Below are 13,772 nucleotides of genomic sequence, written 5' to 3'. Positions count from 1 at the left end.
CTTTCGACTTACATGGTGGGAGAGGCACCGAAGGGGGCTTCGGAACTTTGGTTTTCGCTGCTTGGAACGACCGGAACGGTTTCGCTGTGGGGGCTTGGTGGTGACGGTTCGATAAAGCCGCCATACAGCGGACCTCGGCACGAATAGCCTGTTATTCTCGGAGTAAGGATGCCCTGGTTGATCAGCCAGGCGAGAACCTTACGCACGACTTCCCGGCGATGGCGGATCGTCACTTTATCTTGCAGCGTCTCGACAAAATACTCATCTCGATTCCAGTTTCGAGGCTCGACATGTATTTTGATTTGCCGAGCGATCTCTTGCATATCGGCTTCTTGGAACAACGAGGTTCCTTGCCGGGATTGGTCGAGAGAGAATGTTACGGTAAGCACTTCATTGTTTTCACGGTCGAGGGCCGCTCCGAACTCATTGAGATCTAAGGGAGGCGAATGTTGGCGAATCTGCTCCAAGGTATCGGCCAGTTTCTCGTGGATGGGGGCCGATTGACTCACGACGAAGCAGTCGGCGCTGGGCAGGAACTTGATCGACCCTGGGCCACCAAGTTCTTCCCAAGACTCAGGTTCAATCGTCGTTGTGATGAGCTCTTGCAAATCATGGTCGGTTGGGATGGAATCTAAGACAGGGGAAGGAAGCAGGTCGCGATACGGCTGATTGGAATTGTTCCGGCTTGCCGTAATCGGTGGATAAAACTGCTTTAAAATTTGCTTCAGCTGAGGCTCGTGCTTGTCGAGTCCTCGCCACACGAGATCACGCACTGGGTAAACGCGGATTTCCGGGCTGCTCTCCTGTTCGCTTTCTGTCGTCACGATGACAACATCGTCCTGCACCATGTAGACCAGCGGTGCGAGCATTAGTTCCAAGGTGCGAGCAACACTTCGCTTGCGGGCTTGAAGTGTGACTGAACATTCCGCATCCAGACCAATGTCTTCCAGTGCCCGACTATCCAGCACAAGATTTAAGCCGGTCGCTTTCCGTAGGTCTTCAATCGCTTTGCCTAGTGGGACTTGGTCGAATGCGATCTCGATCTGCTGACTATCGAGCTGCTCACGAAGTGTGACCGATTCCGCCGGAAGCAATGTGACAAGCCGCGGTTTTACTTCGTAATTATCCACAGGCATCGCTTGAGACTGGGCAAGTTGTTCGTACAAACGGTCCAGCAGCAGATGGTTTTGCGTTATTTGTCTGGCAACAAGACCGCCGTTTATCGGGGCGATTGAACTTGGGCCGCCCAACTCTTCCCAACTTGGCGGTTTGACAACCGCACACGTCATTTCGATGAGCGAATCGTAATCGGGCTCCGAATCGCCCAGTAACTTGGCAACTGGGTGAAACCTCGTTTGTTGGAGGTCCTCTACCGTATCTGCTGTGGTGATCACCACTTCGTCCGAGTCGACGTAATAGGTGAGGTCGTGTTGCCGCAACGTCCAGAGCAGCACGCTATGCAGTGAAGCGTTCTTGTACTGCGCATTGACCGTCTCATTGTTCGTCAGACCGTATTCTTCGAGAGAAAGGCCATCAATCCGTATCGGAATCTTCGACTCCCGTTCCACCAGTTCGGCGAAATCGTCGAGCCGCATTTTGGTGGCATCCACACTGATCTTCGTGTCGATCACTTTCTGCTGCAGGGTAAAGCAGGCCTGGCTCTCTGACTCTTCAGCCTGGGCAGGGGAGGTCGCCAACAGGAAAAGTACCAGCGCGATGGCGGATGAGCGACAAATGCAGGTAGGTTGGTGTTTCATCATGGAGTTGTTCGCCTAAAAGTGGCCGCCCGATTGGTTGGCGGGCGTTGCATTGGCTGGCTGAGTTGATACTTCGGGTTGGGGCGTGTTGCTGACCTCTGCGGAATTGAACCCTCCTCCGCCAAAGCTTCCTCATGGTTATCGACGTCTTCTTGGGTGGTGATAGTCACGCCGTAGGGAGTGACGAGATAGGTTAAATTAAGCTCACGCAAGATTAGTCGTAAATGCGTCTGTGCCCGCAAGCCGGTCATCGCGTAGGTAAGCGGAGTGTCAGGAGTGAGGCTTAGATCTTCAAGGGCACGGACATTCATCCGAACCGGCACGCCCAGCTTCGATTCCAACTGCTTCACGAACTCGGCCAGAGGAGTATCGACTAGCTGGAGGTCGAATTTTTTCTCGCAAAGTGCCTGAACGACCGCTTCTTTCTGAGACGCCTGCTGATCGGGATAGTTCGCTGCCTGAAGATGTATGGTTGATACCTGAACGGGCTCTTGGGGGCGGCCGTCGTGAGTTCCCCCAAATTGAGCGAACGCAGGCGAGCAAAACAGAAGCAAACAAACCGCCAGGGAAGCCAACGCACGCATGAAACATCTCGGCAACATGTAGGGCAAGGGACTGGTACCCCATTACCCTAACCGCGGGGAGAATTGCCTGCAACGATTTGGCGGAAGTTGATTTATATGTTTCTGGATATGCAGTAACCAGGGACTAAAACACGCCTCCGCCTCCCTGGGCATTGGCTTGCGGGACGGCAGGCGTTGGTTGAGGGGAAGAGGGCGTGCTTTGTTGCGGTGGGAGATAACGAGAGCTACTGGGTGACATCATGCAACCAGAGTATCCCACCGCTTGAGGCGGCGGTGTGACACTCATTTCTCGTAAATACTCTTGAACTTGGCGCTGAACATCTCGTCGGTTGCGTACCACGATTGTGTCACCCAGAGGGCGGATGTACGTAAGCTCTTGACGCCAGCTTTCTGGCTCGACTTGTTCTTGGATTAACTCTGCGATTTGTTTTAAATCATTAGGAGTGAAAAGTGGGTTCTCTGCCGATTTTCGCATTACTGAATAGGACCGTATAAGCAATTCCGATTCGTGCTTTGCGATATTGGCCAGCATCTTTTCGATGTCGACCGGTTGCTGCTGTTCTCGGATCTGCGACAAGGCTAACCGAACGGCCTGATGGTTCGCTTGTGTTTGAGATATCGCCAAGCAATCGGCATGCAAGGTAAATGGTGCGAGACCACCAGGGCCTCCCAAGTCTTCCCATGAGCTAGGATTGATGGTCGTCGTGAGCATTTCGATGATCGCATCGTAGTCTGGCAGAAGGGCGATGGCATCTTCTGCCCAAGGATCGACGAGAAACGAATCATTCGCAAGAAGTCGATTTTGCAACTGCGGATTGGTGATATGCATCCCCTTCCATACCAGGTCGCGGACTGGGTAGAGGGCGATGTCGAGGTGTGATTTCTCCTCTTCCTGATTGGAGATCACGACTAAGTCGCCGGCAACAAACCAACCTAACTCATTCGCCTCGGTGACAATGTCCAAGGTTCTTGCGAGCGAGCATCCCTTCGGTAGCTGAGGAATGAGCATTCCCTCGGTTTGAAAGCCAATATCTTCGAGACCCCGCTGATCGATATGGATGGGACAGCGAGCTTGCTGGCGAAGCTGCTTTAGCAGATTTTCCCAGGTGAGGGGAGCTTCAGGGGATAGGGCTTCTGCTTGATGAAGGTGCGCGAGGATTTCACTTTGCCGCTGTGGGAATAAGCCTAACGGATAGCTGGCCGTGGGATACGGATTGTTGGGAAATGTTTGAAAGTGCTTTAAGCCGGTTAACATTTGGTCGATTAAGACATGAATTTCATTCGTGTTGGTCACCATGATGCCGTTGTTGTAGGGAGCAACCGAGCCTGGGCCGCCTAATTCTTCCCACGAATCAGGCTCGATGACGGTCGTCATCGTTTCAATCACCTCGTCGTAGAAGGCCGGGTTGCCGATCAGTTCTGGGATGGCATAGAAGGTAACCTTCAAGTTGTTTTCTGCTTTTTCAACATTCGTAATGACGATCGATTCGGCATCAATGATGAATGTCAGGTCGTTGGGATGCAGCAACCATTTCAGCACGCTGTAGAGCGAAACGTCTTCTAGCTGTAGCGAAACTTTTACGGACGGCTTGAGGCCGAATTCTTCCAGGGCAAACTGGTCGATGCGGATATCGATTTCAGTTTGCTGCGAGAGCTGCTTGATGGCTTCGTCGAGCGGGAGATTGTCGAAGTGGACGCTCGTTTTCTGCGTCAGTAGCCGAGCAAAGAACCCCTTTTCCTTTTGGGAATCGGACGTTCCCTCAGGTGACTTTTGGGGGATGATTTGCGAGATTTCATCGGTCGCCGTAAGCAGGATCTCGCGAGGAGGCGGAGGGGGCTTTGTTGGCTCGAAGCCACCACTAAATTGAGCGAACGCAAGCGAGCAAAACAGAAGCAAACAAACCGCGAGGGAAGCTAACGCGCGCATGAAAAGATCTCGGCAGGCAAAAGGATAGGGGGAGTGGTCTCCAATTACCCTAACCTTAGGGACAAATGTCTGCAACGATTTGGTGGAAGTCGGCGTTCTGCTGGCGGCCAGGCTTTTTCGGCAGGTTACGCCGCGCGGCGGGTGCGGCCGAGGATTTGGCTTAATTGCGGCGATAGCGGTGCTTGCGCGAGGGCGGGATCGGACCGGAGGGCTTCCAGCACCTGATCGAGTTGTTCCAGCGAAGAAAGGCTTAAATCGAGAAAGATCCAGCGTTGGCTGCCGATTTCGCAGACGCCCCCGCTTTGGCCGTCGAGCCATTCGCGGCGGATTTGGTATCCCAAGTCTTTGGCGGTGGCGATGGCCTGGTCGAGTAGGTCGAGCGTGTGCATCCGTGCGAACTCCGAGAATCTAGGCAGCTTGAATAGGCAGCCATAAAGACTGCCGGTTGTTCGGATGCTAATTGTAGCGATCATGCCACGAGCGACGATAGAGATATCTAAGGGCAATTGCCACAGAGGGAACCGATTGCTGCAGAAAGGATTCTGTGGAGCAAGGTTCCCTGCGACTGCTAGCTCTTCCGCTCTCCCCATAGAACCAGAAAAACATTGCCAGAAGGCTCACGGATGACCGACTCGCATGCTGCCAACCCATCGTCAATTGTCGAACAACAAGCTAAGGAAATCGAAATCCTAAAGCGCCGCTTGTTGGAAGCCCAAAAACTGACCGCCATGGGAGAACTCGTCAGCACCACAACGCACGAATTTAACAACGTGCTGATGTCGGTGATCAACTATGCTCGAATGGGCTTGCGACACAAGGACGATCAAACGCGGAACAACTGTTTCGAAAAGATCGCTGCCGCTGGAGAACGGGCCGCCAAGATCACCACCGGTGTGCTGGCCATGGCCAAGAATCGGGGCAACCGGATGGAACCGACCGAACTGGCCAAGATCGTGGACGATACGCTCGTTCTGTTGGAACGAGAAATGCGCAAGTATCGCATTGATGTCGATTTCCAGAACAACGATGTACCCCTAGCCCAGGCCAACGGCAATCAGATTCAACAGGTGCTGTTGAACCTGATGATCAATGCCCGCCAGGCGATGCCCCAAGGGGGACGTTTGATCTTGCGGCTCTCGTATGACGCGGCCGATAACATGGTCGATCTGCTGGTCCGCGACCATGGTGTGGGGATCCCGAGCGACCAATTGCCGCAGATCTTCGATGCGTTCTATAGCACCAAAAGTGGGCCGGACGAGACCGGTAAAGGGGGAACGGGCATCGGGTTGTCTGCCTGTCGCGATATTGTGGAGGCCCACCAAGGTAAGATCCGCGTGCAAAGCACGGTGGGCATGGGAACGGCGTTTACGATTCGGATTCCCGCAGTCGAAATGAACCCGACTAGCCATGCGGATGTCTCGCATGTAGTGGCGGTTTCCGGCGGTAGCATGCTTCCCGCATCGTCGGTACGGCAATAGTCCGAAGTACGATTTCTGCTCGCCGGAGCAGATTCGGGCTTGTCATGAATGAAAACGCGCACATAATAAGTGGCATGAATAGCTGGCAGTTTACCTTTGGTTTCTTTTATCCCTACTTTCCGAGTAGGGCCGAGGATTCTGTGTAAACTGCTAACTGCCAAACGCAAGAACTCCAAAAGCCCTGAATCGGAAAGCGATTCAGGGCTTTTTTTGTTTCTATCGCCAACTTTATCACACACTACCTGACACCTCACCAAAATAGCCTGGGAAGAGAAAGCCATGATCATTGTTATGAAACGAGATGCAACGGAAGAGTTAGTTCAGCGAGCGGCCGATAAGGTCGAGCGAATGGGGCTGAAAGCCCACGTTATTGTGGGAACCGAGCGGACGGTAATCGCCGCGATTGGGGACAAACGCGAAGAGATGCGCGAGTCTTTGGAAACGGTCGCCGGCGTTTCCAAAGTGGTGCCGATCTTGGCCCCTTACAAGGTCGCCAGCTTGGAAGTCAAGCCAGAGCCAACCCTGGTCAAAGCAGGCAGCTTGGAAGTTGGCAGCGGCAAGTGCGGTGTGATGGCCGGTCCTTGCTCGGTGGAAAGTGAAGAACAGATCGTGCAGACGGCCAGAGCGGTCAAGGCCGCCGGAGCAACGGCACTGCGGGGTGGGGCGTTCAAGCCGCGGACGAGTCCTTACTCGTTCCAGGGTTTGAAAGAGGAAGGCCTAAAAATGCTGGCCACTGCTCGTGAAGAAACCGGACTGGCGGTAGTGACCGAAGTGGTTGCTTCGGAAGATGTTGAGCTTGTGGCGAAGTACGCCGATGTCTTGCAGATTGGCGCTCGCAACATGCAAAACTACCGCTTGTTAGAAGCGGTAGGACGCGTCGATCGCGCGGTTCTCTTGAAGCGTGGTCCTTCGGCTACAATCGACGAATTGTTGCTGGCCGCCGAATACATTCTGAACGAGGGCAACACCCGCGTGATGCTGTGCGAACGAGGCATTCGCACGTTCGAGTCGCATACACGTTTCACCCTGCCGCTGGCGACGGTTTCGTACTTGCATCAAAAGACGCACTTGCCGGTGGTGATCGACCCCAGTCACGGCACCGGGCACGCGGCGTTAGTGCCGGATATGTGCGTGGCTGCTGTTGCGATCGGGGCAGATGGGATCATTGTGGAGGTCCACCCAGAGCCCGATCAAGCGATGAGCGACGGTTACCAATCCCTCGATTTGCCAACCTTCGCCGCCACCATGCAGCGCTGCCGTGCGGTTGCCAATGCCATTGGTGTTCAGTGTGGAGCCGAGGTTTAAGAAGAAGCGATGCGCCACAGAGGGCACAAAGAACGCCGCAGGGAAGAAGAGAGTAATCGGTGATGATGCACTCTTCTGCCCCGGTGTGCTTTGTGATCCCTGAGGCAGCAACACTATTTAAGGGGCCATCCTGCGCTGCAGAATTTGCCGCAGGCGTTGGTGGTCGCCTTGCGAGAGCAGGGCAAGTAGTTGTTTCGAGACCGGATCGTACAAAACTTCACCGTAGCCGGTCTTGCGGAGATCGCTCAGCTCGCGTTTGGCTGCGTTGATCATTGCAGTGGCTTGGGACTTGCCCAGGTTCATTTCGCGGATGTCGTAAAATTCGATCCACGGCATCACCGGCGCAGATGATTCACTGACCAGTTGTACGGTATGCGAATTGATCGGCAACGCGGCCAGCTTCCAGCTTTTGCAGAAATGGTTAAGCGTTTCGCCGGCGGTTGTCCCCGAGGCCGTCAGGGTGACTGGCGTGGCTGGCCCGAGCTTGTTCAGCGCCAAGGAATCCCAATCGCAGAGAATGTCCAGCCCGGTCTTCTTTTCAAGCTGATCGATCACTTTGTACATCGGCGTAGGGACGACAATCTGTAGATTGACGGATTTCCCTAAGGCAGGGGCCAACTGGTCGGTCCGTGATTTCAAGTTGAACAAGTCTTGCGAATAGCTTGACTTAGGAGTCAAGCCACGAGCGACTCGCATTTTTTCCAAAAAGACCATCGATTTGAATTGGGCGACCTCGTTTTGAGTGATCATGATCGCGTCGGGGTCAACACGATAAAGCCCTTTGCCTCGGGAATGGTTCCACGAGAGCGGTTCGACCAGGCGGGTTAACAAGTAAGCCAGGTCTGCAACTTCTTTGGCGTCGCTGGCCATGTCGTCGACTTGCAGCCGCATCGTTCGCTCGTGGCCATCGAGCGGCTGGGTAATTTGCAGCCGGGCACTATGCTGGGTGGCAACCACATCCAGCCCAAACGGATGTACGGCCGCGCGTAAGATGCCTTCGACGGAGGTCTGTGATTGCTGCACCGAAATTGGTTTCGTCGCACCGATCTCGGCATAGGCCAGGGCCAGCGGATCGAGCGTGACTGGAGCGGTGCTCATTTGGGTAACAAACGAGGTGAACTCGTTGAGCGGCATATCTTTCAGCTGGATCTCGACAATCGGATCACGCAGGCGGGCCGCCACGTCAACCTCTTGAATGGGAGGAACTAACTGGGGCGTGGGTGCTGGTTCCGCCGCAGGAACAGAGGCTGCAGCCACTGGCCCAGGATTGGTGTTGGCTGAAGCTTCTAGGGCGTCGGGATCGAAGACAGGGAACGACGGTCCGAACACTTCGTACAGCGGATCATCTTTTAGTTCTAAGATCGACTTAGGCGTCGCGGCGACGGCGGGTTTGTTGGCTTCGGGCGGCTTCTCCGCAGGCTTCTCAGCAACGGGTTCTTCCTCGGGCTGCCCAAACAGAAAAGGATTCTCCTCAATCTTCGGAGTTTTCGCCGGGGGAGATGCTTCCTCGGTTTCAGCCGGTTTGTCTTCCGTTTGGGGAGGCTCTGTGGTTTCCTCGGGCGTGTTTGGTGTATCGGCAGCCTCAGAGGTTCCTTCCTCGGGAACTGGCTGAGGCTCTTCGGGGGCTGCTGGCTCCACTTCCGAGGTGTTGTCGACAGGGGATTCCGACGAAGGGGTGTCTGCTTGGGCTACTTGTTGTGCGGTCGGATCTTCTGCTGGTATCGGCGTGGGGCTGCTTTCGGAAAGGAGTGCGTAGCCGATCACGGCAATTGTTGCCAAGGCCATCACGGAGGTTCCGCCGATCAACGCCACGTTTCGCCACTTCCCTACGGAAGCGTCGTTGGAAAAACGTCCGGCATCGATCGGAGCTGGGGGGGCCGCTGCGGCTGGAGCTTCTTCTGCGGTAGGTGGTTGGGAAGCTGCAACCGTTTGCGTGGGAGTCGGCTCTGCGGCCGGGGCAGCATCGAGCATGTCGTCGATGTTGTCGAAAAGTTCGTCCGAGTTCGACGCCTCTGCGGCGGTCTGGGCTGATTCAACGGGAGCAGTTTCGGCGGGCGCGGTTTCCGCTGGAGGGGGCGCTGACGCGGTGACCTGGGGAGGAGAAGCCACAGGAGGCACAACGGCTTTCGACCGAGCCTTTTCCGATGGTGGGTCGTTGCCGCCTGGTTCGGCGATCTCGATCATGCTGCCGCACTTCGGGCAGTTGACAATCTGACCGATAAGCGACCGGCTGGTTACTTTCAGTCGAGCATGACAGGTCGGGCAATGAACGCGGAATAGGGTCACGCGAATTCTCTCTGGGCTTAAGTGCTACTTGATTTTGAACACATCAGGCAGGGTGTACTTTTCACGTTCGGCTGCCTTGCGTGTGGTCACCACCAGCTTCTTAGCGTCGTCAGGCCCATCCATGGGATGAATTACGAAAATCAATTTTTGAACGTCGGTGCCGGGGCCAGGCGAGGCCTCGGGATTGGCGCGAACCATCAACTGAGCCAGGATCTCGCCGACCGGTTTATTCTCGAAATGGAAGTCTTTAATTTCCTTGTTGCGGGTAATGCCGTCCAGTTGCAGGTCGGTTCCGTTGATTTCTACCGGAATGCCGGCTTCTTCGCCAATATCGCGGAGAGCGAATTCCAGCGAGTTTTGGGGGAACGAAATGCTCATGGTGCTGGCCAGCTTTTCTTCGATGGTTTCTGGCGTTTTCTGCGCTGGCATTTTGCCGCCAGCAGGCGCGGCCGCGCCACTGGTGTTGGCGGCCAGCAACAATTCGGAAGCAGCCACCAGGTTCTGCCCTGCCGTCGCTGGCAAGATGCAGTTGACCATCGCTTGGTCTCCTTCCACTCCGCTACGCGCGTTTTGATAGGCGAAGCGGACCATGCTGGGGAACTGGGTCGCCAGGCGACGCCAATAAGGCGTCGGGTTAACCGCCATGACCGACTCTTCCAGCCGCCGCGAAACGCCCTTGATCTTCTCTTTCATGTTAGCGGCTAGGTTCGGCGGATCTAGACTGAGCGAGCCAATCATTCGCATTTCTAGGTAGAGATCGTCTCCGGTATGGGCACTGAACAAAACGCCGCGCAAGCTTTCCCCGAGGAAATCTTGCACTGGTGTGGCTGCTGCGGCCAACTCGCCCGGGAATACCTGAGCACTCGCCGCCGCTAAAAATTGGGGATCAACCAATAGATTGACGGTTTGTTGATTGTCGGACTCGCGGCGAAGTTGTTCCAGTTCGCGGGTCATCTGCGGCGCAGAGACGCCTTGCGCGGCGACGGCTTGGACTACGGCAGACGAGCCAGCAACGAACGCTCGATCTTCTTGGCCGGGAATGGGCAGCACGGTCCAGCCGTTTACTTCGTACATTGGTGGCGTGCTGCCGGCAATCGGTGTGGGGTTGCCCCAGAGCGAGGGCAAGTTCGTGGTTTCTTTGAGCTTAACAAGTAGGCAAGGGGGCCCTCCGGCCGTCGATTCGCTTAGGCCGACCGTTAAGCTTTCCAGAGCGTTGAAATCTACCGCCAGGTCGCCTTCCAATTGGCTCCGAACGGCGGCAAATTGGGGGCCAAGCCCCTGAAGAATTTTTTCTCCTTCGGGGTTCGATAGCAGCTCGTTGGTACGCACTGCGAGGGCCAGGCGAGTATCGTGCGGCAAGCCACTCAAGTCTACGGGCTCGCCGTTGGTGGGTGACGCCCACAAGGTTTGGCCGTCGTCTTCCACCAACGGCGGGCCAGCCGATGGATTGTTGGCCGGATCGACTTCGCTCTCGGGCGGGGTTTCAGTTGCCGGGGCGTTTGAGGTGTCGGCAGGCGGTGGGGTGGTGTTCTCCGCAATTTGTTCTGGCGGAAAGACAATTCCGTAGCCGAAGTACCCACCTACGACGGTGGCAGCGGCCATCAGAACCAGGACCAAAATGCTGGTGATCTTTCGCTGCTGTTTCCGTTTGCGAATACGTTCGGCCAGCATCGAGGCTCGACCGGTGCCACCCTCGGCGGGAGGTTGCCCCACGGGGATCGCCACCGCAATAGGAGGCTGGGGAGTCGCCGGGGTACCAACTGGCGGTACCGGAGGGGAGGCTACCCCGGGAAAAGGAGCGGCCTGAGGAGGAACGGGTTGAGGCATGCCCGGCGGTGGCACAGGCTGCGGAACTGGTGGCTGAGCGCCTGGTGGTGGCGGAACCGGCGCTGCCGTGGGAAAGGGGGCCGCAGTTGGTGGTGGGGAAGCGACTGGCGGCGAGGCTGCCGGAGCAGGTGCCGCCGGAGGAGCTTGCTGATTGGCTAAATGTTGCAGGTAGCTGCCCAGCGTGGGCGGGACATCAACGTGCGGTGGCGACAACTGGGTGGCATCGACGAAAGGACGCAGCGCCTCGGCAACGTCCGAGGCCGATTGATATCGACCAGCCGGACTCTTCGCCAACAAGTATTGTAAGATCTGCATCAAATCGCCGGGAATGTAAGGGGGCGTGGGCACCGGCGAATTGGCGTGCTGCTGAAGCTTTTCGGCAATCGAACCCTCGAAAAGAGGTTTGCCCGTCAGCAAATCAAAGAGGATTGTCCCTAGCGAATAAAGATCGCTCAGCTTGGTGGGTGTCGCGCCAGCTTGCTGTAGTTCAGGCGCCGAAACATTGGCGAGCGATTCCAAGCGTGCGGCCTGGGACGTATCGGACCAAGAGATCGCTTCGACCGGACGAACCGGTAGATGAAGTAATTTCAGATTACCGGTCAGTTCTAACCACAAGTGATCGAGGTTGAAATCTCCGACGACCATGCCTTGGCCATGTAACTGAATTGCTCCGAGGGCCGCTTGTCGACCCAGGCGAGCACAATCTGCCGGAGGAATCGGAATACCAGGGCCGGGACGGCTTTCGGCCAGGGGGTTTCCGTCAAGCTGTTCGGTAACCAAATGGCTTCGTTTGGTTCCTTCACGCAGGTGGAAACAGCGAATCAAATGCGGGTGAGGTGCGGCCGAGCGCAGTTGGCACATCCGCTGCACAATCGGAAATCGCACCGAGTCTGCTTGAATTTCAGACGCGATCGGGTGCAGCCAAACCGGATGACCGGTCGGTTTGTGCGTGGCGACTAAGGTGCCCTGGAGCAGGCCTGCATCGATGCGATCGGAAACAAAGTACTCGCCAATCGAAAGTGCTTTGGGGCGTGCGGCCAAAAGAATGCGCGCTTGATAGGTGGTGAGGTGCCCACCTTTGATCAGCCAGGTCGCTAATGCTTTGACGTCGCCGTTGGGGGAGGTCTGTTGGTACTGGTCGTGGATTGGCTTACAGGTCTCTTTTGTCATGAGACCTGATTCCAAGATCAGTTTCCAGAAGTCGTTCGGTTTCGTTACGGGCATGGCTATTTGATTTGGGCTGTACGGTCTTCGGCTGATCTCTGATGGCAAAGACGAGCAACCACCCCGGCAGGCTTTGTGCCCCCTAAAGCTCGTCACCCGAAAAAAAGAAAACCGATCACCTACCCAAGTTGGGCGTAAGTCTTAATACATCAACGTATTAGTTTACCGCGCAAGTCACTTAGAGAGCAAAACTTCGGTCAGGATTTCATGCCTGATGAGAACGCCCCCCGAATGCCCCTTACAATCGGAACGACAGGAACGTTCTCCCCCGGAAAGGAGGATGAAAATTCCCTGTAAACGGTCCTGAAGTAGGGGGCTGCGGGGCTGCTGCGGTTAGGCCATTGCGGGGGAAATTGTTTTGATAACCTCAACGGCTGCTTCAACTTGCGACATACTGACGTCTAAGTGAGTCACGAGGCGAATTTTTTGCGGAGCGGTGGCCAGGACGGCGACACCTCGCTGGGCCAGCGATTGTTGCCACTGGGCAGCTGTGCCCAGTTCTGGGGCGATGCTGAAGATGACGATGTTGGTATCAATCGGGTCAACTTCCAGCGTTAGGCCGTCGGTCTCGCGAATCGCGTCGGCTAGTTTGGCGGCCTTTTCGTGGTCTTCTGTCAAGCGAGAGACGTTATTTTGCAACGCGAAAAGTGCCCCAGCAGCGATAATCCCTGATTGACGCATGCCACCTCCGAACAGCTTTCGGGCTCGTTTGGCCTTCTGGATAAACTCGGCCGGGCCAGCCAACGCACTGCCGACCGGGGCCCCCAGTCCTTTGCTGAAGCAGACGCTAACGGTATCGAACATCTCGCTCCACTGCGCCACCGAAATACCTGTGGCAACCGCAGCGTTAAATAGGCGAGCCCCATCTAAGTGGGTGGCTAGGCCGTTTTCGCGGGCCCACGAGGTGATCTGTTGAACGTTTTCAAACGGCTGAACTTTGCCTGATCCGCGATTATGGGTGTTTTCTAAGCAAACCAAGCGAGTACGAACGAGGTGGTCGTTGATCGGGCGGATGGTTCCTGCAAACTGATCGGGCGAAAGTACGCCGTGAATTCCAGGCAGCGTTCGGGCGACGACTCCGCTTAACTGGGCGAACGCGGCTTGTTCGTAGTTGTAAACGTGGCAGTTTTCTTCGCACAGGAATTCATCACCAGGCTGGCAGTGCAGACGAATCGCGATTTGATTGGTCATGCTGCCTGAAGGCATGAAGAGGGCCGCTTCTTTACCCAGCATTTCGGCGGTCAGGCGTTCGAGGCGATCGGTCGTCGGATCGACATCGATCACGGCATCGCCCACTTCGGCCTGGGCCATGAACTGTCGCATCGCCGTGCTGGGCTGGGTGACGGTATCGCTGCGCAGATCAATCGAAGGTTTCATGGCAACC

At 55.9% G+C, this 13,772-nt stretch carries 9 protein-coding genes; 2 read left to right on the top strand and 7 right to left on the bottom strand.

The window, feature by feature from the left end; genetic code table 11:
* Window positions 1-8 precede the first annotated feature (8 nt).
* The 4 genes from DTL42_RS23035 to DTL42_RS23020 all read right to left on the bottom strand — a co-directional run bounded on the left by DTL42_RS23035 (window position 9) and on the right by DTL42_RS23020 (window position 4,657).
* A complete protein-coding gene (locus DTL42_RS23035) occupies window positions 9-1,760 on the bottom strand; it encodes a hypothetical protein (protein ID WP_114372632.1) in 1,752 nt (583 codons plus the stop codon).
* Window positions 1,757-2,341, bottom strand: a complete 585-nt coding sequence (locus DTL42_RS23030) for a hypothetical protein (protein ID WP_114372630.1) — start codon at window positions 2,339-2,341, stop codon at window positions 1,757-1,759. The genes DTL42_RS23035 and DTL42_RS23030 overlap by 4 nt, the downstream gene beginning before the upstream one ends.
* 124 nt (window positions 2,342-2,465) lie before the next feature.
* Window positions 2,466-4,268, bottom strand: coding sequence for a hypothetical protein (locus DTL42_RS23025; RefSeq protein WP_114372628.1), 1,803 nt, complete (start codon window positions 4,266-4,268; stop codon window positions 2,466-2,468).
* Window positions 4,269-4,393: 125 nt separating this feature from the next.
* Window positions 4,394-4,657: a hypothetical protein gene (locus DTL42_RS23020; protein WP_114372626.1), complete on the bottom strand. Its 264-nt coding sequence runs from the start codon at window positions 4,655-4,657 to the stop codon at window positions 4,394-4,396.
* A gap of 234 nt (window positions 4,658-4,891) precedes the next feature.
* Here DTL42_RS23020 and DTL42_RS23015 point away from each other — a divergent pair, with 234 nt between their 5' ends.
* Both DTL42_RS23015 and aroF read left to right on the top strand, forming a co-directional pair.
* Window positions 4,892-5,746, top strand: a complete 855-nt coding sequence (locus DTL42_RS23015) for a sensor histidine kinase (protein ID WP_114372624.1) — start codon at window positions 4,892-4,894, stop codon at window positions 5,744-5,746.
* 279 nt (window positions 5,747-6,025) lie between these two features.
* The gene (gene aroF / locus DTL42_RS23010) at window positions 6,026-7,051 is read left to right on the top strand and encodes a 3-deoxy-7-phosphoheptulonate synthase (RefSeq protein WP_114372622.1); all 1,026 of its coding nucleotides are present in this window, start codon (window positions 6,026-6,028) and stop codon (window positions 7,049-7,051) included.
* Window positions 7,052-7,168: 117 nt separating this feature from the next.
* On the opposite strand, the gene DTL42_RS23005 is transcribed toward aroF, so the two are convergent.
* The 3 genes from DTL42_RS23005 to DTL42_RS22995 form a co-directional block, all read right to left on the bottom strand.
* Window positions 7,169-9,337, bottom strand: coding sequence for a hypothetical protein (locus DTL42_RS23005; protein ID WP_147274413.1), 2,169 nt, complete (start codon window positions 9,335-9,337; stop codon window positions 7,169-7,171).
* Between the two features lie 24 nt (window positions 9,338-9,361).
* Complete coding sequence (locus DTL42_RS23000) at window positions 9,362-12,334, bottom strand: serine/threonine protein kinase (protein WP_158545522.1); 2,973 nt, start codon at window positions 12,332-12,334, stop codon at window positions 9,362-9,364.
* A gap of 387 nt (window positions 12,335-12,721) precedes the next feature.
* Window positions 12,722-13,765 carry a threonine aldolase family protein gene (locus tag DTL42_RS22995; protein ID WP_114372615.1) on the bottom strand — a complete coding sequence of 348 codons (1,044 nt, stop codon included), beginning with the start codon at window positions 13,763-13,765 and terminating at the stop codon, window positions 12,722-12,724.
* Window positions 13,766-13,772 lie beyond the last annotated feature (7 nt).

The organism is Bremerella cremea (assembly GCF_003335505.1).
In the GTDB taxonomy this organism is placed as follows: Bacteria; Planctomycetota; Planctomycetia; order Pirellulales; family Pirellulaceae; genus Bremerella; species Bremerella cremea_A.
Note: the sequence above shows the minus strand (reverse complement) of the source record. Positions and strands in the feature narration are given on the sequence as shown.

Bases quoted from the DNA above. Each gene is read 5' to 3' on its own strand.
- aroF (WP_114372622.1), top strand. From the start codon at position 6,026: ATGATCATTGTTATGAAACGAGATGCAACGGAAGAGTTAGTTCAGCGA.
- DTL42_RS22995 (WP_114372615.1), bottom strand. From the start codon at position 13,765: ATGAAACCTTCGATTGATCTGCGCAGCGATACCGTCACCCAGCCCAGC.
- DTL42_RS23035 (WP_114372632.1), bottom strand. From the start codon at position 1,760: ATGATGAAACACCAACCTACCTGCATTTGTCGCTCATCCGCCATCGCG.
- DTL42_RS23025 (WP_114372628.1), bottom strand. From the start codon at position 4,268: ATGCGCGCGTTAGCTTCCCTCGCGGTTTGTTTGCTTCTGTTTTGCTCG.
- DTL42_RS23000 (WP_158545522.1), bottom strand. From the start codon at position 12,334: ATGACAAAAGAGACCTGTAAGCCAATCCACGACCAGTACCAACAGACC.
- DTL42_RS23030 (WP_114372630.1), bottom strand. From the start codon at position 2,341: ATGCGTGCGTTGGCTTCCCTGGCGGTTTGTTTGCTTCTGTTTTGCTCG.
- DTL42_RS23020 (WP_114372626.1), bottom strand. From the start codon at position 4,657: ATGCACACGCTCGACCTACTCGACCAGGCCATCGCCACCGCCAAAGAC.
- DTL42_RS23015 (WP_114372624.1), top strand. From the start codon at position 4,892: ATGACCGACTCGCATGCTGCCAACCCATCGTCAATTGTCGAACAACAA.